Source organism: Rhizobium sp. BK316 (assembly GCF_014193695.1).
Taxonomy (GTDB): Bacteria; Pseudomonadota; Alphaproteobacteria; order Rhizobiales; family Rhizobiaceae; genus Rhizobium.
Genome location: NZ_JACHZR010000008.1, coordinates 15,321 through 40,913, shown reverse-complemented (window position 1 = coordinate 40,913; position 25,593 = coordinate 15,321). Strand labels below are relative to the sequence as shown.

26 protein-coding genes and 1 tRNA gene are annotated in these 25,593 nt (G+C 60.5%); 15 read left to right on the top strand and 12 right to left on the bottom strand.

The genetic code is table 11. The annotated features are described in order from the left end of the window. Positions 1-3 precede the first annotated feature (3 nt). On the bottom strand, positions 4-837 hold the full coding sequence (locus FHT87_RS28480) for an SDR family oxidoreductase (protein ID WP_183806007.1): 834 nt from the start codon (positions 835-837) through the stop codon (positions 4-6). Between the two features lie 68 nt (positions 838-905). Here FHT87_RS28480 and FHT87_RS28475 point away from each other — a divergent pair, with 68 nt between their 5' ends. Next, positions 906-1,877: a YihY/virulence factor BrkB family protein gene (locus FHT87_RS28475; RefSeq protein WP_183806005.1), complete on the top strand. Its 972-nt coding sequence runs from the start codon at positions 906-908 to the stop codon at positions 1,875-1,877. Here FHT87_RS28475 and gluQRS read toward each other — a convergent pair. Further along, positions 1,842-2,723 carry a tRNA glutamyl-Q(34) synthetase GluQRS gene (gene gluQRS / locus FHT87_RS28470; protein WP_183806003.1) on the bottom strand — a complete coding sequence of 294 codons (882 nt, stop codon included), beginning with the start codon at positions 2,721-2,723 and terminating at the stop codon, positions 1,842-1,844. The two genes, FHT87_RS28475 and gluQRS, sit on opposite strands and share 36 nt — an antisense overlap. On the opposite strand from gluQRS, the gene FHT87_RS28465 reads away from it, so the two are divergent. Together FHT87_RS28465 and FHT87_RS28460 are read left to right on the top strand one after the other, a co-directional pair. Continuing rightward, on the top strand, positions 2,722-3,408 hold the full coding sequence (locus FHT87_RS28465) for a DNA-3-methyladenine glycosylase 2 family protein (RefSeq protein WP_183734275.1): 687 nt from the start codon (positions 2,722-2,724) through the stop codon (positions 3,406-3,408). The genes gluQRS and FHT87_RS28465 overlap by 2 nt on opposite strands. Positions 3,409-3,748: 340 nt before the next feature. Further along, a complete protein-coding gene (locus tag FHT87_RS28460; RefSeq protein WP_113299070.1) occupies positions 3,749-4,306 on the top strand; it encodes an HNH endonuclease in 558 nt (185 codons plus the stop codon). Between the two features lie 72 nt (positions 4,307-4,378). On the opposite strand, the gene FHT87_RS28455 is transcribed toward FHT87_RS28460, so the two are convergent. Together FHT87_RS28455 and FHT87_RS28450 are read right to left on the bottom strand one after the other, a co-directional pair. Next, the gene (locus tag FHT87_RS28455) at positions 4,379-4,894 is read right to left on the bottom strand and encodes a disulfide bond formation protein B (protein WP_183734274.1); all 516 of its coding nucleotides are present in this window, start codon (positions 4,892-4,894) and stop codon (positions 4,379-4,381) included. A gap of 22 nt (positions 4,895-4,916) precedes the next feature. Beyond that, positions 4,917-5,507, bottom strand: a complete 591-nt coding sequence (locus FHT87_RS28450) for a YqaA family protein (protein WP_183806001.1) — start codon at positions 5,505-5,507, stop codon at positions 4,917-4,919. 200 nt (positions 5,508-5,707) lie between these two features. Between FHT87_RS28450 and FHT87_RS28445 the strand changes: the two genes are divergently transcribed. Beyond that, a complete protein-coding gene (locus FHT87_RS28445; protein WP_183805999.1) occupies positions 5,708-6,010 on the top strand; it encodes a hypothetical protein in 303 nt (100 codons plus the stop codon). 132 nt (positions 6,011-6,142) lie between these two features. Here FHT87_RS28445 and FHT87_RS28440 read toward each other — a convergent pair whose 3' ends face one another. After that, complete coding sequence (locus tag FHT87_RS28440) at positions 6,143-7,888, bottom strand: cation:proton antiporter (RefSeq protein ID WP_183734270.1); 1,746 nt, start codon at positions 7,886-7,888, stop codon at positions 6,143-6,145. 158 nt (positions 7,889-8,046) lie between these two features. Here FHT87_RS28440 and FHT87_RS28435 point away from each other — a divergent pair, with 158 nt between their 5' ends. Further along, a complete protein-coding gene (locus tag FHT87_RS28435; RefSeq protein WP_183805997.1) occupies positions 8,047-8,352 on the top strand; it encodes a hypothetical protein in 306 nt (101 codons plus the stop codon). A gap of 115 nt (positions 8,353-8,467) precedes the next feature. Here the strand turns inward: FHT87_RS28435 and FHT87_RS28430 are convergent. After that, positions 8,468-8,552 (bottom strand) — tRNA-Leu (locus FHT87_RS28430). An 85-nt stretch (positions 8,553-8,637) separates the two neighbouring features. Then, positions 8,638-9,933 carry an MFS transporter gene (locus FHT87_RS28425; protein ID WP_183805995.1) on the bottom strand — a complete coding sequence of 432 codons (1,296 nt, stop codon included), beginning with the start codon at positions 9,931-9,933 and terminating at the stop codon, positions 8,638-8,640. A 124-nt stretch (positions 9,934-10,057) separates the two neighbouring features. Here FHT87_RS28425 and FHT87_RS28420 point away from each other — a divergent pair, with 124 nt between their 5' ends. After that, a complete protein-coding gene (locus FHT87_RS28420; protein ID WP_183805993.1) occupies positions 10,058-10,636 on the top strand; it encodes a TetR/AcrR family transcriptional regulator in 579 nt (192 codons plus the stop codon). Between the two features lie 117 nt (positions 10,637-10,753). On the opposite strand, the gene FHT87_RS28415 is transcribed toward FHT87_RS28420, so the two are convergent. Then, positions 10,754-11,734 (bottom strand): aldo/keto reductase, encoded by a 981-nt coding sequence (locus FHT87_RS28415; protein ID WP_183805991.1) that lies wholly within the window; start codon positions 11,732-11,734, stop codon positions 10,754-10,756. 222 nt (positions 11,735-11,956) lie between these two features. Between FHT87_RS28415 and FHT87_RS28410 the strand changes: the two genes are divergently transcribed. Beyond that, positions 11,957-13,588, top strand: a complete 1,632-nt coding sequence (locus FHT87_RS28410) for an AMP-binding protein (RefSeq protein WP_183805989.1) — start codon at positions 11,957-11,959, stop codon at positions 13,586-13,588. On the opposite strand, the gene FHT87_RS28405 is transcribed toward FHT87_RS28410, so the two are convergent. The 3 genes from FHT87_RS28405 to secA form a co-directional block, all read right to left on the bottom strand. Continuing rightward, the gene (locus tag FHT87_RS28405) at positions 13,585-14,862 is read right to left on the bottom strand and encodes a GNAT family N-acetyltransferase (protein WP_183734260.1); all 1,278 of its coding nucleotides are present in this window, start codon (positions 14,860-14,862) and stop codon (positions 13,585-13,587) included. The two genes, FHT87_RS28410 and FHT87_RS28405, sit on opposite strands and share 4 nt — an antisense overlap. Continuing rightward, positions 14,863-16,278 carry an oligosaccharide flippase family protein gene (locus FHT87_RS28400; RefSeq protein ID WP_183805987.1) on the bottom strand — a complete coding sequence of 472 codons (1,416 nt, stop codon included), beginning with the start codon at positions 16,276-16,278 and terminating at the stop codon, positions 14,863-14,865. Positions 16,279-16,434: 156 nt separating this feature from the next. After that, the gene (gene secA, locus FHT87_RS28395) at positions 16,435-19,152 is read right to left on the bottom strand and encodes a preprotein translocase subunit SecA (RefSeq protein ID WP_183805986.1); all 2,718 of its coding nucleotides are present in this window, start codon (positions 19,150-19,152) and stop codon (positions 16,435-16,437) included. Positions 19,153-19,400: 248 nt separating this feature from the next. Here secA and FHT87_RS28390 point away from each other — a divergent pair, with 248 nt between their 5' ends. The 6 genes from FHT87_RS28390 (at position 19,401) to FHT87_RS28365 (ending at position 23,539) form a co-directional block, all read left to right on the top strand. Beyond that, a complete protein-coding gene (locus FHT87_RS28390; RefSeq protein WP_183805985.1) occupies positions 19,401-20,285 on the top strand; it encodes a peptidylprolyl isomerase in 885 nt (294 codons plus the stop codon). Between the two features lie 117 nt (positions 20,286-20,402). Beyond that, a complete protein-coding gene (gene argJ / locus FHT87_RS28385) occupies positions 20,403-21,644 on the top strand; it encodes a bifunctional glutamate N-acetyltransferase/amino-acid acetyltransferase ArgJ (RefSeq protein ID WP_183734252.1) in 1,242 nt (413 codons plus the stop codon). Then, positions 21,625-22,431, top strand: coding sequence for a GNAT family N-acetyltransferase (locus FHT87_RS28380; protein WP_183734250.1), 807 nt, complete (start codon positions 21,625-21,627; stop codon positions 22,429-22,431). Before argJ ends, FHT87_RS28380 begins: the two co-directional genes overlap by 20 nt. Then, complete coding sequence (gene mutT / locus FHT87_RS28375; protein WP_183805984.1) at positions 22,428-22,841, top strand: 8-oxo-dGTP diphosphatase MutT; 414 nt, start codon at positions 22,428-22,430, stop codon at positions 22,839-22,841. The genes FHT87_RS28380 and mutT overlap by 4 nt, the downstream gene beginning before the upstream one ends. Before the next feature lie 125 nt (positions 22,842-22,966). After that, the gene (locus FHT87_RS28370; RefSeq protein ID WP_183734247.1) at positions 22,967-23,305 is read left to right on the top strand and encodes a hypothetical protein; all 339 of its coding nucleotides are present in this window, start codon (positions 22,967-22,969) and stop codon (positions 23,303-23,305) included. A 66-nt stretch (positions 23,306-23,371) separates the two neighbouring features. Further along, positions 23,372-23,539 carry a Flp family type IVb pilin gene (locus tag FHT87_RS28365; RefSeq protein WP_183734245.1) on the top strand — a complete coding sequence of 56 codons (168 nt, stop codon included), beginning with the start codon at positions 23,372-23,374 and terminating at the stop codon, positions 23,537-23,539. Positions 23,540-23,554: 15 nt separating this feature from the next. On the opposite strand, the gene FHT87_RS28360 is transcribed toward FHT87_RS28365, so the two are convergent. Beyond that, positions 23,555-24,439: a methyltransferase domain-containing protein gene (locus FHT87_RS28360; protein WP_183734642.1), complete on the bottom strand. Its 885-nt coding sequence runs from the start codon at positions 24,437-24,439 to the stop codon at positions 23,555-23,557. Between the two features lie 77 nt (positions 24,440-24,516). On the opposite strand from FHT87_RS28360, the gene FHT87_RS28355 reads away from it, so the two are divergent. Both FHT87_RS28355 and grxC read left to right on the top strand, forming a co-directional pair. Beyond that, entirely contained in the window at positions 24,517-25,293 is a 777-nt protein-coding gene (locus FHT87_RS28355) for a ComF family protein (protein ID WP_183805983.1), read from the top strand. A 33-nt stretch (positions 25,294-25,326) separates the two neighbouring features. Continuing rightward, entirely contained in the window at positions 25,327-25,584 is a 258-nt protein-coding gene (grxC, locus tag FHT87_RS28350; RefSeq protein WP_183734241.1) for a glutaredoxin 3, read from the top strand. Positions 25,585-25,593 lie beyond the last annotated feature (9 nt).

Here is a 25,593-nt window from a genome sequence, read left to right as displayed (position 1 = left end):
TTTTCAGTCCGTCCAGCGCATCAGGCGGTAGAAGAGGTCGGCCGGAAGCAGCCTCTTCAGCAATATGCCCTGCTTGGCCGGAGTCGTTACGGGATAATGTGGCTTCGGATTTTTCGAGTTCAATGCACGCGTCAATACTGCATAGACCGCCTCGGGGCCAAGTTTGTGGCGGTTCACCGGACCTGAGCCTTCAAGGCGGGCAAGCTGCCGGCGGTACTCGACGGCATGGGGCGAGTTTTCCAGGTCTATATGTTCTTTGATCTTCGCCAACGCGTTTGCCGTGAAGCGGCTGGTGATCGGCCCCGGCTCGATCAGGCTGAGGTGAATGCCGCTTCCCTGCAGTTCCATGCGCAGGGTGATGCTCAGGCCTTCGAGCGCGAATTTCGAGGCTGTGTAGGCGCCGCGATAGCGATAGGGCACTAGGCCGAGGATCGAGGAACACTGCACGATACGGCCCTGGCCGCGCCGGCGCATGAAAGGAATGACCTGCCTGGCCAGTTCGTGCCAGCCGAAGACATTGGTTTCGAATTGGTCGCGCAGCGCCTGCGTCGAGAGATCCTCGACCGCGCCCGGCTGCCCATAGGCACCGTTGTTGAACAGCGCATCGATCCGGCCGTTGCTGCGTTCAGCCACGGCGCCCACCAGAGCCGAGATTGTGTCGGGCTGCGTGTAGTCCATCAGAAAGGCTTCGACGCCGTCGGCTTCCAGCGCTGTTAGGTCATCGGTCTTGCGCACGGTCGCAAAGACCCGCCAGCCATCCGCCTTCAAGGCGCGCGCGCAATAAGCGCCGATGCCGGAAGAGCATCCGGTCACGACGATGGTGCGCTGGTCGGCCATTCAATGATTCCTGTACAAAATGGGACTCATTTCCCATATTCGCCGGAAGGATACCATTGGGAAGCCGAATGCCGAAAGCCCTGCGCACGCTCTATGACGTGGTCTACGACGCCATCTGCCACCTCATTGACGATGACGGCTTTGCCATGGCAAGTCATGTGGCGCTCTCCAGCCTGCTTGCGGTTTTCCCCTTTCTGATCTTCGGGACGGCGCTTGCCAATTTTCTTGGTGCGGACCAGTTTTCGAATTACGCGATCCATTTCATCTTCGACACTTGGCCGGCGGCCATCGCCAAACCGCTTTCGGATCAACTCGTCGAAGTTCTGACAATCCCGCGTGGCGGGCTTCTCACGATCTCTGTGCTGGCGGCCGCCTATTTTGCTTCGAACGGTGTTGAGGCGCTACGCATCTCGCTCAACCGTGCCTATCGAGTACAGGAAACCAGGCCATGGTACCTGACACGTCTTTTCAGCCTCGGCTATGTCCTTGTCGCAGTCATCATTGTCGCGGCCATCAGCATTCTGCTCGTGGCGGTTCCTGTCGGCCTCGATTACGCGCGCGATTGGCTGCTGCATAACGACAGTCTCGAATGGCTTCCTGCGACGATCCGTCAATGGCTGCCCATCATCGTAGACACACTCGAAATCGTTTTCGGCTGGCGCATCTATGGTACGCTCGTCATGCTCACCATCGCCCTGCTCGTCGTCCATCTCTGGCTGCCCGCCGGCAAGCGCCGTGTCTTCGATGTCATTCCCGGCGTGTTTCTGACTTTGCTGTCCTGGCTCGTCGGCGCGCTGATCTTCGCCTATTATCTGGCGACCTTCGCCAATTACACTGCCACCTATGCCGGTCTGGCGTCCGTCATGATCGCACTCATCTTCCTCTACATGGTGGGCGTCATCTTCATCGTCGGCGCGGAGATCAATGCGGCTCTGATGAAGTTCCGGGTGCTGCGCAATTTCTCGCGAACCTTCTCGGTGGTCGGGCGTGACCGCGCTGCCGATTCAAAGTCCGACAAGGCGGCGAATACCGGCAACTGACAGTCCCTTCGCACGCAGGTCCGCAAGGCCGGTATCGCCCTGGCTTTTGGAAAGCTTCCGACCATCTGCGTCCACGACGAGGCGATGATGGTGATAGGCCGGTTGCGGCAGGTCGAGCAACCTCTGCAGCAGCCTGTGCACCGAGGTGGCGTGGAAAAGGTCCAGGCCGCGCACGACATGGGTCACGCCCTGCAGCGCATCATCGATGACGACCGACAGATGGTAGCTGGAGGGCGCATCCGAGCGCGAGAGAACGACATCGCCCCAGGCGGCGGGCTCGGCCAGGATTTCACCTTTTCTTTCGTCGCCGGTTTCCGTCCAGAACAGCGGTTCGCCGACCAGATCCATTGCCCGGTGCATGTCCAGACGCCAAGCATGTTTCAGGCCGGAGGCCAGCATTGTGCCGCGCTCGTCCTCGCTGCGGTCGCGGTCATCAGCGGGATAATGCGGCGTGCCGTCGGGATCGCGCGGCCAGGGGCGGTTTACCCGCTCGTAAGCCGCAACGCGGGTTTTGACCTCGCCGCGCGTCAGGAAGGAAGGGTAGACCAATCCGCGTTCGATCAGCGAATGAAGGGCTGCCTGATATTCGGAAAAATGTTCCGACTGGCGGCGCACCGGCTGCTCCCATTCGATCTCAAGCCATTGGAGATCGGCGTAGATGCCGGCTTCGAATTCGGGTGTACAGCGCGTCAGATCGATGTCTTCAATGCGCAGCAGCAGCCGGCCTTCTATGGCTCTTGCCATGTCGTCGTTGAGGAAAGCCGACAGCGCGTGACCGAGATGCAAAGGTCCATTGGGGCTCGGCGCGAAACGGAAGACGGGTTTTTGACGCGGTGTCGTGATCATGCTTTCTTCTGGCACGGATTTGAAGCGATCGCGAGGCAAGGTGCAGGTCATCAGCAATGAAAAGGATATCGAGGAGGGGCTCGCCGCTCTTCTTGTTCTCGACCCACGGCTCGTTTCGATTGCCAAAGAAGCGGGGCCTGTGCCGCTCAGGCTGCGCGAGCCGGGTTTTGCCGGCCTTGCCCATATCATCGTTTCGCAGATGGTCTCGCGTGCCAGTGCGGAGGCGATCTGGCGGCGGATGCAGCCCGAGAGCGGATCGCTGAGCGCGGAGACTTACATACTGCTTCATCCCGAAGCCTGGCGCGAATTCGGGCTTTCCCGTGCCAAGGCCGACACGCTGACGCGGATTGCGCAAGCCGTCGCTTCCGGACGAATCAATCTGCAAGCCCTGGTCCAAAAACCGCCCGCCGAGGCGCTCGCGGAACTGACGGCGCAGAAGGGAATCGGGCCATGGACCGCAGAGGTCTATTTGATGTTCTGCGGCGGGCATGTGGATGTTTTTCCGGCGGGTGATGTGGCCCTCCAGGCAGCGGTTGCTGCGGCATTCGGTCTCGTGGAGCGCCCGCAGGCCAAAGTGCTTGCAGGGCTTGCAGAAATCTGGTCGCCCTGGCGCTCTGTGGCAGCCCGGCTTTTCTGGGCTTATTACGCCGCAAAAATGCGTCGGGACGTGCTGCCGATCGGTTAGAGCCTTTCCTGATTAGATTGCAGCATTCTGTTGGCTCAAACGGAGTCGGATGGTCGACCGGCCGGCGCGCGTCGTATCCCAGATCTACGGCCAAGCCGGCCTGTCGATCAGACGGCCCGTTTCAGCCAACCCCGGTGGTTTGCTTGCAAACCAGCTAGGGCCGGGCATCTTTGCCCTGACACAAACCTGCCCCGGCAGAATGCTGCAATCCAATCAGGAAAGGCTCTAACGGCACTGTCCCTCGATTCGCCTTTATTCCCTGAATTTATTGGACTTCACAATCCTGTAACAACCGGCCTAATATACAGGTGCAGATGCCGAATCGATCCAGGAGGGCTCCTTGACGATTGCAGTCTCCCCACAGGCCCTGCCGGCGCTCGTTCTGAACGCTGACTACCGGCCGCTGAGTTATTATCCCTTGTCGCTCTGGTCCTGGCAGGACGCGATCAAGGCGGTATTTCTCGACCGTGTGAATATCATCGCGGAATATGAGCACGAGGTTTCCTCACCGAGCTTCTCGATGCGGCTGCCGAGTGTCGTGTGCCTCAAGACTTATGTTCAGCCGTCCCGCAATCCCGCCTTCACCCGCTTCAACGTCTTCCTGCGCGACAGGTTCGAGTGCCAGTATTGCGGCGCTCATGACGATCTGACCTTCGACCACGTCACCCCGCGCGCTCATGGCGGCGAGACGACCTGGGAGAATGTCGTGGCGGCCTGTTCGCCCTGCAATCTGCGCAAGGGCAGCAAGCTTCCGAAGCAGGCAGGCATGTTCCCGGCGCAAAAGCCGTACCAGCCGACTGTGCAGGACCTGCACAATAACGGCCGGCTCTTCCCGCCGAACTATCTGCATGACAGCTGGCTCGACTACCTCTATTGGGATACCGAGCTGCAGCCCTGATTCAAAGTCCTTGGTTTATGCAGTCGTCATCGCAAAACCGCTGCGCACTTTTGCGCGACCTGCTTTAAGCGCTTACGCTGTCTTCTTCACGCTCCAGAATGCGAAGGCTGCGAGGATCAGGCTCGCAATCACATTCCAGCCTGCAAAGGACAGGCCGAGAACCCGCAGTGCTGCATCCGTGCAGGACGGGCCTTTGATCGTGTTCAGCTCGCCTAGGAGATCGCCGGCATTGGTGGTCATGCTGCTGGCCGTGGTCGAGCAGGTGGCGGGGCCGGGCCAGAAATGCCATTCCACGCCGGCGTGATAGACGCCCATGCCTGCGCCGACGAGCATCAGGATGCCGACGGCAAGAATGATGGCGCGCGTCATCCAGTTGGGCAGACCGACGAGGGCGGCCACCGCGCCGACGATCGCGATCGGAATGCCGTAGTAATAGGGCTGACGCTGCAGCAGGCAGAGTGCGCAGGGAATGTAACCGCCGATATACTGGAAGCCGAGGGCCGTTCCGACCACCACGGCCATGCCGATGGCAAGCAGCAGCGAGAGAGCGAAGCCCGGGCGGGCAAGCGGCGAGGTGGTGGCATTCATGGCGGAACTCCGCGAAGTTGGCTCAGTGGGCAAAGTATCGGTAGGCTAGATATAGCACGATCACGACCGCCGCGCCGATGCCGACGATCTGGCCGAGACGCTTCTCGATGAAATGGCGGATCGGCTCACCGTAACGGCGCAGCAGCCATGCAAGGAACAGGAAGCGGGCGCCGCGGGCGATGATCGCCGAAACGATGAAGAGCGGCAGGCTGACATGGATGACGCCGGACAGGATCGTCACGATCTTGATTGGTGGCAGATGCGCCAGACCCGAGGTGACGAGCAGCAGCAGGATGGTCCCGTAGGTGACGTAGGATTTCATCTGCTCGAACTGATCGAGCTTTCCATAGAACTCCAGAACCGGGCGCGCGACGGTCTCATAAGCGTAGTAGCCAAGCGCCCAGCCGGCTATGCCGCCGAGTACCGAGGCGATGGTGGCAACGATCGCATAGCGATAGGAGCGCTCGGGCTTGGCGAGCGCCATCGGCAGGAAGAGCACGTCAGCGGGGACCAGAAAGACGGAGCTTTCGACGAAGGCGATGACGGCGAGCCAGACTTCGGCCGATTTTTTCGAGGCCAGAGACATGGTCCAGTCGTAAAGTCTGCGGAGCATCCGTTTCCTTTCCTTGTTGCGATGCACAAAGCATTAGGGGGCGATCATGACGCTGTAAATGCTCGGCCTGCGGCTTCCGGGCGTTCTCGTTGAAAAATTTTTGTGATCTGTCGTGGGCATGTCTCCCAAGATTTCGCGAGATGGCAATCCGGCGAATCTGCGGCAAGCTTTATACGAGTCGAAATATTGGGTGGCATGCCATGCGATTGAGGGTAATAGAGGGCGGGCTCGGCGTGGCCGAACAGCAGGACAGCGAAGCCGAGAGCCGGAGGCCGGATCGTGAGGATGTTCGCCGCGAGGCGGCGCGGCGCCTTGGTGCCAGCGGCTATAGCCAATCACGGGTCATGGAATTTGCCGTCGGTGCGCCGATGCCGGCCGTGCTCAAATATCTTGCCATGCAGATCGATTTTGCCGCCGAGGCGATTTCCAGGCTCGATCCGATTCCGGCCGATTACACTTCGGATCTCTACTGGCCGAAGATGGACGACATCGCGACAGTGTGATCAGGTCTGCCTGCTGATCGTGAGATGTGTGGGAACAGCGGTGCCCCGACGAGCGACGCTTGCCCGGATAACAAGTGATCCTACCTTGATGGAACCTGCCTGAGCGCTGCGGCCTGCGTGCCTTGGCGTTTTTTATGACAGATCCATGGATTTTTCCCACTGCTGGCGCATCACGTTCATCTCGGTGCGCTTCTGTGCCATTTCGCTGACGATCGCACGCAGGTGCTGATGGCGTGACATGAACATGTTGAAGTCGCGCCGCTCCAGCACTTCGAACTGGCAGAAATCGACGGCGATGACATCGGCCGTGCGGCGTCCGCCGCTGAGCAGCGCCATTTCGCCGAAGAAGGCACCAGGCTCCAGCCGCACTGCTCCGCTTGCCAGCCGTACTTCGACCGCGCCGGAGGAGATGAAATACATGCTGTCGCCGCGATCTCCGCGGCGGATGACGCGTTCGCCGGGCGAGGCGAGTTTGGGGTTGAACAGCAGGAGCAGTTCCTCGAGCGCATCCTCGTCGGCTTCGGAAAAGAGCGGGAAGGTCTCGACCAACTGCTGGATCCGCAGATGATGCTGGCGCGCGCGCTCCTCGCCGAGCGCCCTGATCTTTTCCAGTTCCCGTGCCAGGGCATCCTGGTTCCTTCGGCCGTAGCTTTCGTAGAGGCGTGGCCACTTCACCTTGATGTTGCGGTTTAGCTTCTCCGCTACGAAGATGACGATCGGGTTCAGTGTGATGGAGAGAATCGCGGCGGCGAGGATCAGATCCTGTCCTTCATGCGGCAGGAGCCCGAGCGAAACGCCGAGACCGGCGAGGATGAAGGAGAATTCGCCGATCTGGGCAAGGCCGCCGGCTGCCGTCAGGCCCATGCCGATCGGATAGCGCAACAGGGCTACAATGCCGAAGGAGATGATTGCCTTGCCGACGATGATCAGTGCCAGAGCACTGATCACAGCCAGAGGGTGCTGCACAATGATCGACGGATCGAAGAGCATGCCGACAGAAACGAAAAACAGCACAGAGAAGGCATTCTGCAGCGGCAGGGAATCGGCGGCGGCGCGATGACTGAGATGGGATTCGCTCATGACCACGCCGGCGAAGAAAGCACCGAGCGCAAAGGAAACGCCGAAGATTGCCGCCGAACCGAAGGCAATGCCGAGCGCGATGGCGAGCACGGTGAGCGTGAAGAGTTCACGCGAGCCGGTACGGGCAATCAGCGTCAGAAGCCAGGGCACGATGCGCGGCCCCAGGAAGATCGCCATGGCGGCAAATGATGCGACTTTCAGCAAGGTGAGTGCGATGGTGGCAGAAAGCGGCAGATCAAGGCCATGCGAGGTGGCGTCGCTTGCATGCCCGCCCAGAAGTTCCGCGAGCGCCGGCAACAGCACGAGCGCCAGTACCATGGCGAGATCCTCGACGATCAACCAGCCGACAGCCACGCGCCCGCCGGCGGTATTGACGAGGTTGCGCTCTTCCAGCGCTTTCAGAAGCACGACCGTGCTGGCGACCGAAAGGCTGAGGCCGAAGACGATGCCGGCGCCGAGGCTCCAGCCCCAGAGTTCGCCGAGACCGACGCCGAGTAGAGTGGCAAGCAGGATCTGGCCGATGGCGCCCGGTACGGCGATACCGCGCACGGCCAAAAGATCGGATGCGGAGAAGTGCAGGCCGACGCCGAACATCAGCAGGATCACACCCATTTCGGCGAGTTGGCTCGCAAGCTCCGTGTCGGCCACAAAGCCCGGTGTGAATGGTCCCATGAGAATGCCGGCGAAGAGATAGCCGACCAGTGGCGGCAGTCGCAGCCTGTCGGCGCAATAGCCAAGAACCGCCGCAAAGACGAAGCTTATGGCTACCGTCGCAATGAGTCCCGCTTCCTGATGCATCAGCCCTCTCAAAATGCCCCGCTGCCGGCACTTTAGGATGAAGCGCCGGCAAAGTTAAAGAGTTGATTTGAATAGATTAGGCCTAAATGGCCGACTTTTTGGGCGGAACCACTAAGCTTGCGTGTCGTTGCCTCTACATGAAGACAAGGAGAAGACAGATGCGAAAGATCATCATCAACTGCGCAATCGCTGCCCTTGCCCTGGGCTCGGCTGCAGCGCCTGCAATGGCAGACAGCGTGACCGTCACCCGCGAGCGCTCCTATGACGGATATGACCGTTATGACCATTATGACCGTGACCGGGCTCGCCCCGGCGTTACCATCAGCGATCGCGGCATTACGTTCGGCGCGGTGCGCGAACGGGATCGCTGGCGCGATCGGGACCGTGACCGCTGTTACACGCGTAGCATCACCCGTCAGACCGACGAAGGCACTGTCACAAAAACGGTGCGCCGTTGTGACTAAAGACTGAACTGAGGGCTCGGCATTCCACTTCGCTGGAATCTCAACATCGATCACCAAGGCTTATGCCCTCGCCCCTCGGGGCGCGGGCGAAGCATAAAGCCATTTAAGAGATATTTGGTGCCCCATGCCGGGGTCGAACCAGCACTTCTTTCGAAACTCGATTTTGAGTCGAGCGCGTCTACCAATTCCGCCAATGGGGCAGCGAAATACGAGGCGGCTGTCTAACATGCGTTCGCCCGCGCGTGCAAGACGGCGGGCGAAGTTTAGCTGTTTCGAATTCGGTGTTTAGTGGGCGACCGTTGCGCCCGGTCCGGTAAGGCCGGATTTCTTCAGCGTGATCGCCAGGATCGAGGCCAGCAGGCAGAAGGCGCCGGCGATGAAGAAAGCGGGCAGGTAGCTTTCCAGGGCCGTACGTGACAGGCCGGCACCATAGGCCGCGGTTGCAGCACCGAGCTGGTGGCCGGCGAAGACCCAGCCGAAGACGAGGCCGGCTTTTTCGCGGCCGAAGCGGTCGGCGGCGATCTTGACGGTCGGTGGCACGGTGGCGATCCAGTCGAGGCCATAGAAGACGGCGAAGATCGACAAGCCGTAGAAGCTGAAATCGCTGAAGGGCAGGAAAAGCAGCGAGAGACCGCGCAGGCCGTAATACCAGAAGAGCAGCCAGCGATTGTCGAAGCGGTCGGAGAGCCAGCCGGAACCGATCGTCCCGAAGAAATCGAAAATGCCCATGACAGCGAGAACGCTGGCGGCTGCGACCGGCATGATACCGAAATCGCCGCAGAGTGTAACGAAATGCGTCTGGATGAGGCCGTTGGTGCTGAGACCGCAGATGAAGAAGGTGGCGAATAGGATCCAGAAGGTTGATGTCGTTGAAATGTCCCTGAGAACCGTGATCGGCGTTGCAAGTGCTGCGCCGAGGGTACCGCGCGTCGGAGCCGGCGCAACCTGGGTTTCGCCGACCGAGGGCAGATTCACATCCGAGGGACGGTCACGCATGAAGAGCAGCACGAGAAGGGCGGCGACCATGATCATGGCGCAGACGAAGAAGACCGTGGCGCGCCAGCCATAGCGTTCGGTCAATTCCGCCATCAGCGGCAGGAAAACGAGCTGGCCGGTTGCCGAACTTGCCGAGAGCATACCGACGACGAGGCCGCGATGCTTGACAAACCAGCGTGTGGAAACCGTGGCCGCCAGTACCATTGCCGTCAGCCCGGTGCCGAAGCCGACGACGATGCCCCAGAGCGCCAGCAGATGCCAAAGTTTGGTCATGAACAACGAGCCGATGAAGCCTGCACCGATCAGCGCGAGCGCAAAGACGATGACCTTGCGGACGCCGAAATAGTTCATGAAGGCTGCTGCAAACGGACCCATCAGGCCGAAGAGGATCAGGCGGATGGCAAGGGCAGACGAGATCTGCGAGGTTTCCCAGCCAAATTCATCCTGCAGCGGCTTGATGAGGACGCCCGGCGCGCCCATTGCGCCAGCGGTTACCAGCATGGTCAGGAAGGTGGCAGCGACGACGACCCATCCATAGTGAATGTTTCGCCGGGCAAGGGATGATGCAAGGACTGCAGAGACCATGGGCAAATTCCGTTTGTGACGTGGGGACCATACAAGAGTGTTTTAGATGACGGCCATCATATTTGTTGCGTATTGATGATGGACATCATATAAATTGTCAAGCGACCATTTCCGGAGACAAAAAATGCGGGTCAGCCGCGAAAAATTTGCAGAAAACCGCGAGAAGATCCTGACGGCTGCCAGCGTGCTCTTCCGCGAAAACGGGTTCGACGGCGTCGGTGTTGCCGACATCATGAAGGCTGCTGGCCTGACGCATGGCGGGTTTTACGGCCATTTCGAATCGAAGGACGATCTTGCGCTGGAGGTCAGCCGCAAGCTGATCGAGCGCGTGGAAGAGCGCTGGCGTGAGCAGATTGCCGACCACCCCGACCGGCCACTGCAGGCGCTTCTCGATCACTACATCCACTGGCGTACGGTCGATGATCCCGGCGGAAGCTGCGTGTTCGCCTCGCTGATCCAGGAAGTCAGCCGCAGCGAAGGCGCAGTGCGCGCGACTTTCAGCGAAGGGCTGTCGACGCTGGTCGATGTGCTCCAGGATATTATGCCTGGCGAAACCAGGGAGGCGCGCCGCGCTAATGCGACGACAACGCTTTCCTCGATGATGGGAGCCGTTATCCTTGCCCGGGCGGTCGAGGACCGGGCACTTGCCGAACAGTTTCTGGTCACGATGCGCCGCAAGCTCGACCCGGAGCAGCAACCTTAAACCGTGTGCGATCTATCACACTTGAAACTACTTGTCTTATGATCTTCGGTGTTTGGCGGGCGTGATCGGATCGCCGCCTGCGGGCCTCAACCACCCTTCAAGCGGCGGGACGGCGGCTTATTTGAAGCCGGCGACATCGTGCGGAATGTAGGGGGCTTCGAGCGCGGCGATATCCTCAGCACTCAGTTTCACCGTCAGCGCACCGACGGCATCCCTCAGGTGGTTCGGCTTGGATGCGCCGATGATCGGTGCTGTAACGGCGCTCTTCTGTAGGATCCAGGCTGTGGCGACCTGCGCGCGGGAGATGCCATGGGCCTTGGCGATCTCGGCGACCTTCTCGACGATCTTGCGGTCGGCATCTTCGGCCTGCCTATAAAGCGTCTTGCCGAATTCGTCGGTCTCGCTGCGGTTGGTCGTCTCGTCCCAGTCACGGGTCAGACGACCGCGGGCAAGCGGACTCCAGGGAATGACGGCGATCTTCTGATCCTCGCAGAAGGGCAGCATTTCCCGTTCTTCCTCGCGGTAGAGCAGGTTCAGGTGGTCCTGCATGCTGACGAATTCTGTCCAGCCGTTGAGGCGGGAAATGTAGAGCGCCTTGGCGAATTGCCAGGAATACATGGAGGAGGCGCCGATATAACGCGCCTTACCGGCCTTTACGACATCATGGAGGGCTTCCAGCGTTTCCTCGATCGGTGTCGTGTAGTCCCAGCGGTGGATCTGGTAGAGGTCGACATAGTCGGTGCCGAGGCGGCGCAGGCTGTTGTCGATCTCGTCGAAGATCGCCTTGCGCGACAGGCCGGCGCCGTTCGGCCCGGGCCGCATGCGGTTGAACACCTTGGTCGCGAGTACGATATCCTCGCGCTTGGCGAAATCCTTGATTGCGCGGCCGACGATCTCCTCGGAGGAACCATTGGAATAGGTGTTGGCTGTATCGAGGAAATTGATGCCGAGATCGATCGCCTGTTTGAGGAGCGCGCGGCTTTCCTCTTCCGGCAGGCTCCAGGCGTGATTTCCGCGGTTGGGATCGCCATAGGTCATGCAGCCGAGGCAGATCTTCGAGACTTCGAGACCGGTCTTCCCGAGTTTTACATATTCCATGAAAGTGCTCCGTAATGAACTTCAGCGACTCCCCAGACGCATGCGCATGATGTAGTGCAGAAATCGTCGAAGTCTCAGTGAGCACGCGGAGAATGTGTTCTGCCGTTAGCGCAATAATACGTGATGAGCGGGCGGAATGTCGTCTCATCCTTGCGGATTACATCGCTTGCGCATCTGCACGGTGAGGTGTTAGCTGGTGCAGCATTCTACTGGATCATGCTTATGAAACTGCCGCCCGGCGATCGATACGACACGCTCTACCGCGATTTCTCCTGGCAGATATCAGAGGATTTCAATATCGGCCGCGCCGTCAGCGACGATTGGGCCGTGCGTGATCCGTACCGCGTCTGCCTCGAGCATTTCAGCCCCGACGGCCATCACCTGTCGTTGACCTACGGCGAACTTGCCGCTCGCTCCTCGTCCCTCGCCAACGCGCTCGCAGCACTTGGTATCGGCAGGCGAGATCGTGTGGCGCTGCTCCTGCCGCAATCCTTCGAGACGGTCATTTCGCATGTGGCGATCTACAAGATGGGCGCGATCGCGTTGCCGCTTGCGCTGCTCTTTGGGGTCGAGGCGCTGGAATACCGGCTGAAGACTGCGGGTGCGAAAGCTGTCGTCACCAACGGCTTCGGGCTTGCACGCATCAACCAGATCCGCGATCGTCTGCCCGACATTCAACATGTCGTCAGCATCGAGGGAGCCTCGGCTGGCACGCTCGGCTTTGCCGATCTGGTTTCGGCCTATCCGCCTGTCTTCGACATCGCGCAATCGGGACCGGATGAGCCGGCGCTGATGATTTTCACGTCGGGCACGACGGGGCCGCCGAAGGGCGCACTGCACGGTCACCGGGTTCTCGCCGGCCACATTCCCGGTATGCAGTTCGCCCATGAAGGTTTCCCGCAGGCCGGAGACAAGGTCTGGACGCCGTCCGACTGGGCCTGGGCCGGTGGGTTGCTCAATGCGCTGCTGCCGAGCCTGCTGCTCGGCGTGCCTGTCGTCTCGTCACCGGCTCAGAAGTTCGATGCCGACATGGCCTATCGCATCATGGCCGAGATGAAGGTGCGCAACGCCTTCATTCCGCCGACGGCGCTGCGCCTCCTGAAATCCGTCGAGGAACCGCGCTCGAAATATGATCTCGTACTGCGCACCGTCGGCTCGGCGGGCGAGTCGCTGGGACGTGAAACCTATGAATGGGCGCGCCGCACGCTCGGTATCATCGTCAACGAATTCTACGGGCAGACGGAATGTAATTTCGTGTTGTCCTCCAGCGCTGCCTTCGGCGTGACGAAGGCCGGAGCGATCGGGCGTGCTTCACCCGGCCACAAAGTGGCTGTTGTCAGCGATGAAGGTGATGAGCTGCCGATCGGCGAGCAGGGGCAGATCGCCATTGCCAGTCCCGACCCGGTGATGTTCCTCGGCTACTGGAACGATCCTGACGCGACGGAGAGGAAATATGCCAAGGGTTGGTTGCTGACCGGCGATATCGGCCGGCAGGACAAGGAAGGTTATGTTACCTTCGCCGGCCGCGACGACGATGTGATCACGTCGTCGGGGTATCGCATCGGGCCGGCGGAGATCGAGGACTGTCTCATCGGCCATCCGGCCGTGCAGCTTGCGGCGGCCATCGGCAAGCCCGATCCGCTGCGTACGGAGATCGTCAAGGCCTATATCGTGCTTTCGCCAGGTTACAGCCCGAATGCAGAACTGGCAGTGGAAATCCGGGACTGGGTGAAGACGCGGCTTTCGATGCACGAATATCCGCGCGAGGTCGAATTCGTCGATGCCCTGCCGCTGACGACCACGGGCAAGGTGATCCGCCGGCTGTTGCGGGAAAGGGCTGCGGCAGAAGATTAGCCGCGGCCGGCAAGCGACATGATCTTCTCGCGCAGCATTTTCGCCATGTTGCGGGTGCTGCGGTACATGTGAAGCTGGGCGGCGACCTGGCGCATGTCGCGGTCGCCATTTTGCGTCAGGCCGATCACCAGCGTGCCCATCTCCTCGCGCTCCTGCCAGAAGCGGCTCATGATCGGGTGATCGGAGACGGCGCATGAATCCGAGCGCATGACATTGGCGTCGTCGAGATGCCATTCCGTCAGTTCGCTCATCAACAGCTTGCCCGGCGAATAGCGGGAATAGCTCTCGTCATAGGCTGTCTTCCAGGTATAGGCCTCGCCGCCCATCATCAGCACGACGACCGAGGCAATCGCCCTGCCTTTGAGGTCGATCGTGTGGATGCGTACGGCGTCGACTTCCGCCAGGTTGGAGACGGCTTCGCGGGCGAAGGCGGTGTGATAGCGGTCGGTCACAAGCGCGCTGCGGCGCTTGCCCTTCCAGCCGCCGGCCTCCAGCGCCAGGAATTCCTCGAAGCGCATGTGGATCTCGCGAGGCTGGCGGGCAACGGTGTGGACGACCGTGCCGAGCTCTTCGAGCAGCCGCCACTGGCGGCGCATCTCGCGCAAATGAGAGGAGGATACGGTGCGGCCGAGATAGACCACGGCGTCGTCATCGCTCTGCAGCATCGGCCGTTCATAGGGATTGGCGATGGTCAACGGCAGGTTGCGGCTGAGCGCCACCGCCTTTGCCATGCGCACGAAGATGCCGTTCAGCCGTACGTCCGGCAGCACCAGCGTGCCCGGCAGGCCGAGGTCCGGCGTGATCAGGCCCTCGAAGAGATTGTCCAGCGTCTCGGCCGCGTCCTCGGCATCGACCAAGGGGGTGCCGAGCGGACCAAAGCTGTTTGCCCAGCCGCGGATGATCGACGGGCCGACGGCGAAACCGGGTTTGTCGACCGAGAAGGGCATGAGCAGGCGCATGCGGCTGCGATGTTCGTTCTGATCTCTGATAATGGCGAAATTGACCTGCCGGTCTTCCAGCCGAGGCATGGCAGGCGCCAGGAAACGGCCGCTGAAGAAGACGTTCGGCTCCATTGCGCGGTTGGAGAGGAAGTCCAGTTCCTCCTGCAGATCGTAGCCGAGCTTGCCGGGGTAAAGGCAGAGTTCACGGCCCGGCCGGCCGATTTCGATCCGTGCTTCGGCCTGTGGCGCTTCGAACTTGAGCGCGGCAAGATCGTGAACCATGCGGTTCGCGATGCTGTCGGTGCTCTCGGTGATGGGTGGTACGCGTACCATCTATCGGGCTCTCATTTCTGGCGTTGCGGCGGAAGGGGTTGCGAAGGCGAAAAGCGTGAAGCCGAGCGCGCGGCGCACGAAGACATGCAGCAGGATCGCTTCTACGGCCATGGCGGAGGCCGTGGCGATCGCCGTGCCGACGATACCGTAGTGCGGGATCAGCAGGATATTGAGGCCGACATTGGCGGCGAGCGCTCCGGCATAGAGAGCGACGCAGAGGTTCTGCTTGCCCGCCATCATCAGAAGCGTCTCGGCGGGACCGACCAGCGCCTTGGCGAGGATGCCGGCAAGCAGGATCGCCATCAGCATGTAACCAGCCGTGAAGGCACCGCCGAAAAGCGACAGCAGCAGATGCCCGGCCGCCACGACCGCGAGACCGACGCCGAGAGCCGGCCAGAACGTCCAGCGGGCGGCATCGACAGCGGCGGCCGCAAGATCGGTCTGGTTGCCTTCGGCGATGATGGAGGAGAAGCGGGGGCCGGAGGCAGCTTTCACCGAGAAATTGATGAAATGCACCAGAGCCATGGTCTTGGCGGCTGCGAAATAGATCGCGACGTCATGTGGCTCCAGGAAGATGCCGACGACGATGACGTCGGAATTGGTCAGCAGAAAGCTCACGCCTTCGATCAGGAAGATCGGGAAGGCGACACCCAGCCATTCCAGAAAATCCACTTTGCGTGGGCCGGCATCATAGTGCTTGCGCATCCGGTAGAGCGTGGCAGCGTACTGGCCGAGAGCAGTGACGAAGGTTGCCGCAAGGGCTGCCTGCATGGCGGTAACCGCCGTGTGCGGCGCGCCGAAGAGGATGGCAGCCAGCATGAAGAGGATAATGAGGATCGGCCTGACGATGTAGACCGGGCTGAGCGCCATGACCGGCCAATGGTTGGCCCGTGACGTACCTTCGAGGATATCGCCGAGCGCGATCATCGGCATGGCCATAAGGCCGAGGAAGATCGGCACAAGGTAATAGCTTTCGATCCTGTCGCCGAAGAAATGCAGGCCGAGCATGCCGGCGATGAGAACGGTCGTGCCCGAGAGCATTGAAAAGATGCGGGCAGTGCCCGTCAGGCCGCGGATTTCGGCAAAGGCACCGGCCGCGCGATATTGCGGCAGGAAGCGGACGATCGCGGTGTGGAAACCGAGGCAGGAAAGATCGCCGCAGAGGACGATCAGCACCCAGACGAAGACGAAGATGCCGTATTCATATTCACCCATCAGCCGGGCGAGCACGATCTGTGACAGGAAAGCGAGTGCGGCGCTCAGGATGCGGATCGAGAAGGCGGTCAACGCCATGCGCTGCGCGGTCGCCTTGTCGCCCCGTTCGGTCAACACTGCGGCAAGCATGCGCAACGCACGGCCGGCGATCGGCCGCAGCCCTGCGGGCAGCATCTTTTCCGCTGTTTCTATGACCGCCATTTTAACACGCAAAACTCTAAGGGCAGGGCATTCGCACCGACAAGTCTTGCCAGAGCAGGGTTAAGAAACGGTATTGCGACGATTACCAGAGTACCTGTGGCTGATGTCCAAAAATGGGAGAAAGACGAAAGAAAATGGCGCCCGAAGGCGCCATTCTCAAACCTGTTCGAAAGCACCGTGGCAGTGCTTGTATTTCTTGCCGGAGCCGCAGGGGCAGGCTTCGTTGCGGCCGACCTTACCCCAGGTCGCGGGATCGTCGGGGTTGCGGTTTTCCGGCGGAACCGTGATCTCAAGCGCCTGATAGGTCGTGTTCGTAAATTCATCCTCGCCGGTCGTCGGGTCCAGATGATGCGCCTGCATGACGGGCGGTTCCGGCTGCGGCGGAGCCTGCTGCACCAACTCGACGCGCATCAGCTGCGCGGTGACGGCCTGGCGCAGGTTGTTGAGCAGCGACTGGAAGAGCTCAAAGGCTTCCGACTTGTATTCCTGCAGCGGATCGCGCTGGGCATATCCACGGAAACCAATAACGGAACGCAGATGGTCGAGATTGACGATATGCTCGCGCCACAGATGGTCGAGCGTCTGCATGACGACCTGGCGCTCGACATAGTGCATGATGTCAGGACCGAAACGCTCGACCTTCTCATTGAAGGCAGCATTGGTGGCTTCCATCAGGCGTTCGCGGATGTCGTCCTCGCCGATGCCTTCTTCCTTCACCCAGTCCTCGATCGGAAGGTCGAGATTGAGGATGTTGGCGGCCTGCGTCTTCAGGCCGGCGGCATCCCACTGTTCGGCGTAAGCGCGTTCCGGGATATGGGTCGTGACCAGATCGTCGACCACTTCGCGACGCATGTCGGAAACGGTCTCGGAAATATTCGGAGCTTCCATCATCTCGACGCGCTGTTCGAAGATGACCTTGCGCTGGTCGTTCAGGACGTCGTCGTACTTCAGAAGATTCTTGCGGATATCGAAATTGCGGGCTTCGACCTTCTTCTGCGCGCGCTCCAGAGCCTTGTTGATCCAGGGATGAACGATCGCCTCGCCCTCCTTGAGGCCCAACTTCTGCAGCATGCTGTCCATGCGGTCGGAGCCGAAGATGCGCATCAGGTCGTCCTGAAGCGACAGATAGAACTTGGAACGGCCGGGGTCGCCCTGACGGCCGGAACGGCCGCGCAACTGGTTGTCGATGCGCCGGCTTTCGTGACGCTCGGTGGCGATGACGTAAAGACCGCCGGCGGCAAGCGCCTTTTCCTTGAGCTGCTTGATCTCTTCGCGGATTGCCTCGACCTTGGCGTCGCGCTCGGGACCATGTTCGACTTCACCAAGCTCATGCTCGATACGCATGTCGAGGTTGCCGCCGAGCTGGATGTCGGTACCGCGGCCGGCCATGTTGGTGGCGATCGTCACGGCACCCGGCACACCGGCCTGGGCGACGATATAGGCTTCCTGCTCGTGGTAGCGGGCATTCAGAACCTGGAAGTTCGAGAAGCCCTGCTTGCGCATCAGCTCTGCCAGAAACTCCGATTTCTCGATCGAGGTGGTGCCGACGAGCACCGGTTGGCCGCGCTTGTGAGCGTCCAGGATCTCGGCGATGATCGCCTTGTATTTTTCCTCGACGGTCCGGTAGACCTCGTCGTCTTCATCAATACGCTTGATCGGCAGGTTGGTCGGCACCTCGAGAACATCGAGGTTGTAGATGTTGCCGAATTCTTCCGCTTCCGTCTGAGCCGTACCGGTCATGCCGGCAAGCTTGTCGTACATGCGGAAATAGTTCTGGAAGGTGATCGAGGCCAGCGTCTGGTTTTCCGGCTGGATCTGCACCTTTTCCTTGGCTTCGAGCGCCTGGTGCTGGCCTTCCGAATAACGGCGGCCCGGCATCATGCGGCCGGTGAATTCGTCGATGATGACGATTTCGCCGTTGCGGACGATGTAATCCTTGTCGCGCTGGAACAGCTTGTGGGCCTTCAGCGCATTGTTGACGTGATGGACGATCGCGACATTCTCGATGTCATAGAGCGAAGCGCCCTTCAGGAGGCCGGCCTGCTTCAGCAGGTTTTCCAGCTTCTCGGTGCCGACTTCGGAGAAGTTCGCCGAGCGCTGCTTTTCATCGATTTCGTAATCCTCCGGTGACAGCAGCGGAATGAAGGTGTCGATCGTGTTGTAGAGGTCGGAGCGGTCATCGAGCGGGCCGGAGATGATCAGCGGCGTGCGGGCTTCGTCGACGAGGATCGAGTCCACTTCGTCGACGATCGCGAAGTTGTGGCCGCGCTGGACCATCTGGTTCGTCTCGTATTTCATATTATCGCGCAGATAATCGAAGCCGAGTTCGTTGTTGGTCGCGTAGGTGATGTCGCAGTTGTAAGCGTCGCGGCGTTCTTCATCGGAAAGGCCGTGGACGATGACGCCAGTGGTCAGGCCGAGGAAGCCGTAGAGGCGGCCCATGGTCGCCGCGTCACGCTGAGCCAGGTAGTCGTTGACGGTGACGACATGCACGCCCTTGCCGGCAAGCGCGTTCAGATAGACCGGCAGGGTGGCGACCAGCGTCTTGCCTTCGCCGGTCTTCATTTCGGCAATGGCGTTGGAATGCAGGATCATGCCACCGACGAGCTGTACGTCAAAAGGTCGCAGGCCAAGGACGCGGCGGGAGGCCTCGCGCACGACCGCGAAGGCCGGGATCAGGATGTCGTCCAGCGTCTTGCCTTCTGCGAGGAGAGCACGGAACTCCACCGTCTTTGCGGCAAGCTGATCATCCGTCAGCGCCTTGGTCTTCTCTTCAATAGAGTTGATTGCGGCGACGTTCGGCTGGAAGGACCGCACGCGACGATCGTTGGCAGAGCCAAATAACTTGCGGGCAATACCGCCAAAGCTGACCATATGACTGGTCCTTTCTGAATATTCTTCCCCGACGTTTCTTATTCGCTACCCAGCCGAAAAACAGGCGCACGCTTGAAAACGCCCGGAAACTGTTCTGGACGCGAGGTTGCGTGACAGATAAGAGGGGGGGCAAATGATGTCAACGGATTTGGCTGATATAGAAAGGCCACATTCCGGTGTTGAAGGCTGTTTTCGGGCTGGATTCACGAAAGCTGAAGCCGGCGGGTATAATTGTGAAGGGTTATTTGATGTTGAGCACCAACAAACTTGCTGCGCTGGCGTTTACGGCCTTCGTCGCCTTCCAGGCTCCGGCCTATGCCGATGATGCCGTCGTCGCCAAAGTCGGCAATCTGGAAATCCACCAGTCGGAGCTCGATCTGGCTGTGGCCAATCTCGATCCGCAGCTCGCGCAACTCCCCGACGACCAGAAGAAGGTCGCGGCACTCTCTGCCGCCATCGACGTGAAGCTGCTTGCTGCCGACGCTACTGCCGAGAAGCTCGACCAGACTGATGATTTCAAGAAGCGCATGCAGTATCTGACCGACCGCGAACTTCACAACGCCTACTTCAAGAAGCATGTCGTCGACACCGTGACCGATGCCGATGTGAAGGCACGCTACGACAAGGAAGTCGCCGCGCTGCCGAAGCAGGAAGAAGTTCACGCCCGCCATATCCTCGTCAAGACCGAGGACGAGGCCAAGGACGTCATCAAGCAGCTCGACGCCGGCAAGGATTTTGCCGAACTCGCCAAGGAAAAGTCCACCGATCCGAATAAGGATGATGGCGGCGACCTCGGCTATTTCAGCCGCGGCCGCATGGTCAAGGAATTCGAGGACGCAGCCTTCGCGCTTGAGAAGGGCACCCATTCCAAGACCCCTGTGAAGACCGATTTCGGCTACCATGTCATCAAGGTAGAAGATAAGCGTGACGCTCCGCCGCCGCCGTTCGACCAGGTCAAGGATCAGGTTCGTCAGCTCGTCATGCGCGACAAGTATCTTGCGCTCCTGAACCAGGCGAAGGCTTCGGCCAAGGTCGATATCATGGACGAAACGCTCCGCAAGGGTTACGAAGACGCGAACAAGCAGCCTGAGCCGGGTGCCGAACCCGCGCCGGCACCCGCACCGCAGCAGTAATCATTAGATTTGGGTCCGGTTCTTCCGGACCTTTCACTATCATTGTTGTTGTCGCATTTCCGGATGGCGCACCGGTTTTCATTTCGCCTGGAAATGCTCATTGGCAGGTCACATTCCATGTCCGCTACCGTTTCTCCGCTTGCCCCGAAAACCTTTGCCTCGCTGCCAGCACTTCGCGGTGTGCGCATGGCAACCGCTTCAGCCGGCATCAAGTATAAGAGCCGGACGGACGTGCTGATGATGGTCTTCGACGCTCCGGCTGCCGTTGCCGGCGTCTTCACGAAGTCGAAGTGCCCCTCCGCACCGGTCGATTTCTGCCGGACCAACCTGCCGCATGGCACGGCGCGCGCCGTCGTCGTTAATTCAGGCAATGCCAATGCCTTTACCGGCATGAAGGGCCGCGCTGCGACCGAGCTGACGGCAAAGTCGGCCGCTGCAGCAGTCGGCTGCAGCGAAAATGAGATCTTTCTTGCATCGACCGGCGTCATCGGCGAACCGCTCGACGCCACCAAATTTTCCGGCGTGCTCGACAAGATGCATGCCGATGCCACCGGTGATTTCTGGTTCGAGGCCGCCAAGGCCATCATGACCACCGACACCTATCCGAAGGTTGCAACCCGCACTGCCGAAATCGGCGGCGTCAAGGTGACGATCAACGGTATTGCCAAGGGTGCCGGCATGATCGCGCCCGACATGGCGACCATGCTTTCTTTCGTCGTCACGGATGCCGATATCGCTTCTTCTGCCCTGCAGTCGCTGCTGTCTGCCGGCGTCGAGCCGAGCTTCAACTCGATGACCGTCGACAGCGACACTTCGACCTCGGACACGCTGATGCTTTTTGCGACGGGTGCAGCGGCAGCTGACGGACAGGCGCGCATCGTGAGCGCGGATGATCCGCAGCTCGGCGCATTCCGCGCAGCCCTCAACGAACTCCTCAAGGATCTGGCGATCCAGGTCGCCCGCGACGGCGAGGGCGCCACGAAGATGCTCGAGATCACCGTGACCGGTGCGGAGAGCGATGCCGCCGCCAAGACGATCGCTCTCTCCATCGCCAATTCGCCGCTGGTCAAGACTGCGGCTGCCGGCGAAGATGCCAATTGGGGCCGTATCGTCATGGCCGTCGGCAAGGCCGGCGAAATGGCCGACCGCGATCGGCTCGCCATCTGGTTCGGTGACGTGCGCGTCGCCGTCAACGGCGAGCGCGATCCAGCCTATTCCGAGGATGCCGCATCCGCCGTGATGAAGAAGCAGGATATTCCTGTCAAAGTCGACATTGGTCTTGGCTCGGGCAAGGCTACGGTCTGGACCTGCGACCTCACCAAGGAATATGTTGCGATCAATGGCGACTACCGGAGCTGACCGTTCGTTGATGCAGGCATCTCTTCCGAAGCAGAACCTGCCGTTGGTCCGGCGGCTGGAGGCCGTGGGCTTTCGTGCCTGGCCGGCTGCGTCCGTGCAATATGACGGAAGCTGGCAGGTCCGCCTGACCGCGGGCCATCCTTCCAACCGCCTGAACTCCATCGTGCCGCTCGATCCTTCCGACCATCGTGATGTCGAAATCAGGCTGGAGAAGGCAAGCCGCAAGTTCGAGGCCTATGGCCGTCCCGCTATCGTGCGTGAGACGCCTCTTGCCTCGCCTGTTCTGATCGGCCTGCTCAAGGAGCAGGGATGGGAGCGTTTCGATGAAACGGCGGTCATGGTCTGCGATCTCTCGCAGGCCGATCTGCCCGATACGCTCGATCATCTTCCGACCCACGATGTCGGCCGGTTCGTCGATGCCAATCTTGCAGTCGATCAGGCGCCAGTATCGCTGAAGCCGGCGCTTGCCGAGATCATCTCGGCAATCAAGCCGCCATCAGGCCTTTTCATGATCGAGGATGCCATCCTTGGCTCGCTGGCAACGGTTCTCTGCGTGCAGGACAACGATCTTGCCGGCATCATGTCGCTTTCGGTTGCCGATGGGCATCGCCGCAGGGGTCTCGGCGTAGAAATCCTGACCTCGGCCTTACGCTGGGCGCGGATGCGTAGCGCCCGCACCGCCTGGCTGCAGGTGAAGCTTTCCAACGCGCCGGCGATTGCGCTTTATGAGCGTCTTGGTTTCCGTGATGCCTATCACTACTGCTACTGGCAGGAGCGCTGCGAATGAGCGAAGCCGGAAAGAGGCTGCTTCTGGTCGCCGCCTGCGCGCTGATCGACACGGACGGGCGTATCCTTCTGGCGCAGCGGCCGGAGGGCAAGTCGCTTGCCGGCCTGTGGGAGTTTCCCGGCGGCAAGGTGGAATCCGGCGAGACACCGGAGGAGACGCTGGTACGCGAGTTGAACGAAGAACTCGGCATCACGACCAAGGTACCATGTCTTGCGCCGCTGACCTTCGCCAGTCACAGCTACGATACATTCCATCTGCTGATGCCGCTTTACGTCTGCCGCCGTTATGAAGGCATTCCACACGGTCGTGAGGGACAGGCGATCAAATGGGTGCGCCCGCAGGCGCTGCGCGATTACCCGATGCCGCCGGCCGACGAGCCGCTCATCCCGGTGCTGCAGGATTTACTTTAGCTTTTCTGATTATTAATGCGAAACGTCGATTTCGCCTGTGGATATTAATCGATCATTTAGCACCTTCTGGCAATGATCGGCCTCACTCAAGCAACTGGCGTGTGTGTATTTAAGGGCTTGACGTCATGGACGACGATTTCTGGAAAGCTGTGCGCGAGAAGGAACGCGCTTCTTCGTCTGCTTCGCGCAGGACGGGGGCGCTCAATATTGCCCTTCTGTTCGGCACGGCCGTGGTGGCGCTCACCCTCATCCTGACGCCTATGCTGGCGGATTCTTCCAAGAAGAGCGTGCTCGCCAGCGCGCCGGCTGATTTCGACACGATCACCACCGGCTCCATCCCGAAGACCGAGAATGGCCCGAAAAGCGAGAACGGCAAGCGCTATACGATCCGCCGCAGCGTCCTCCAGGATACGCCTGGGTCGATCTGTGTCGTCCAGGGCTACGGCGTCGGCGCCGGCTGCTGAGGAAATGAAGCTCCCGTCACGGAGAGCCGTGAATTTCATTGCCGTCTTGCGCAAAGGGTTGGGTTGATGAATTTGCTGAAGAAATTTCTGGCAGACGGACGTGGTGCAACGGCGATCGAATATGGATTGATCGCAGCGCTTATGGCGGCTGCCCTCATTGGGGGCCTGGGTGTGTTCACCAATGGCCTGTTAGGCGTATTCAACACCGTCGAGAATAACCTGACGATTAATTGAGCCTATCCACTGGGTTCACTGCTTGAGCTTCTGCTCTTCCACTTTGAGAGCGTCAGCAAGTCGTGCCTTGGCCGATCCCGGCTTCAGCGGCTGCTGCTGGCTTTCGTGCGGCGCCCAGCCCGACACGTAGATCAACGAGAATGTCGCGCGGATACGGCCGTCGGGGTCCGAATAGCGCTCGGCATAGATTTCAGCTGCGCGCAGGAAGAAGGCGCGCGTCAGCGGCTTGCGGCTGCGGGCTACCAGTGGATTAGCCATGCCCATCGCTCTCAGATCGCGCATCAGCGGAAAAATTGAATCATAGCGGACAGTATAATTCTCTGCGTCGATGACGGGCAGGGCAAAGCCCGCGCGCTGAAGCAGGCCGCCGACATCGCGGACATCGGCGAAGGGGATCACGCGTGGGCTTGCGCCACCAGTCATCTCGATCTCAGTCGCCAGCAGTACGTCGCGCAGTTCCTGCAGCGTGCCGGCGCCCGGAATGGCAGCCAGGAACAGGCCGTCCGGCTTCAACGCGCGGCGGATCTGGATGAAGACGCCGGGTGTGTCGTTGGTCAGGTGTAGGTTGAGCGGCGCAATTACCAGATTGGCGGATTGGGGGGCGAGCGGCACGTCTTCGAGCGGCGCTTCGAGAAAGAGTTCGCCCGAAGTGACATAGCTGATGTCACTTTCCACGCGGGTGAGACTGCCTATCTTGCCGGTCGCCATCGCCGCACGGGCAGCTGCGCCCGTTGCGCCATGTAGTTCCACCGCATGTTCGAAGGTGCGCTCGACGACGGCCAGGCGGTCTGCCAGTTCCTCGGCGGCGATATCGAGCAGGAAACCTGCCTTCAGATCATTATTTGCGAGCGCGCGGTGACGATTTGCGGCGATCTGCGCCTTGTCGAAGATGATATCCATGGCGATGTCCATATTCCCCTGTCCGGCAGGCGGCAAGGCGATTTTCCTTTGGCTCGTGACGCGCTAGTCTGCGTCATATGGGGATGATCGAGACGGAAAGAGAGAAAGGACGCGTGTGGGCGCAGCTGCTGCGGCCGCTCTCCGTGCTTGCCGATCTCGTCTATCCGCCGGCCTGTGCGGCCTGTGGTGTTTCGACGGGTGGCCATCGCGGGCTTTGTCCCAAATGCTGGGCCGGAGTCCGGTTCATCGAGCGGCCTTATTGCGAGGTGCTCGGCCTTCCCTTTTCTCATGATCTCGGCGCCGGCATCCTGAGCGCCGAGGCGATCGCCAATCCGCCGCCCTTCGACCGGCTGCGTTCGGCAGCCGTCCATGACACTGCCGTGCGCAGTCTCGTGCATGGCCTCAAATACCGGGATCGCACGGATCTCGCGCCGATGATGGCGGGCTGGATGCTGCGTGCCTCGGACGGCATGGTCGAGTGCTGTGACGCCATCGTTCCGATCCCTTTGCATCGCACGCGTATGGTCTCGCGCAAGTTCAACCAGGCGGCGGAACTTGCCCGGCATCTCGCGCGGCTTGCGGACAAGCCGCTACTGCCGGCGACCCTTCTGCGCGTCAAGCGCACCAACCAGCAGGTCGGTCTTGGTGTGCGGGCGCGAGAAGACAATGTTCGAGGCGCCTTTGCGATTGCCAGGGGCAAAGAAAATGATGTCTTCGGCAAGCGCATCGTCCTCGTCGACGATGTCTATACGACAGGTGCAACAGTCGATGCGGCAACGCGGGTGCTGCGCAAGGCAGGTGCCGCCGATATAACGGTTTTGACCTTTGCAAGGGCCTTTGCAGAAACTATATGACAGTAAGAAAACAGCACCGTCTGGAGACCATTCATGGTACCCGTTACCATCTATACACGGCAATTCTGCGGCTTTTGTGCACGCGCCAAATCTCTGCTTGAAGAGAAGGGCGTGGACTATGTCGAGCATGACGCGACCTTCTCGCCTGAGCTTCGTCAGGAAATGCTCGGCAAGTCGAACGGCCGCACCACCTTTCCGCAGATTTTCGTCGGCGGCACGCATGTCGGCGGTTGCGACGATCTCTACGCGCTCGATCGTGCCGGCAAGCTCGATCCGCTGCTGGCTGCCTGAGGAAAAGCG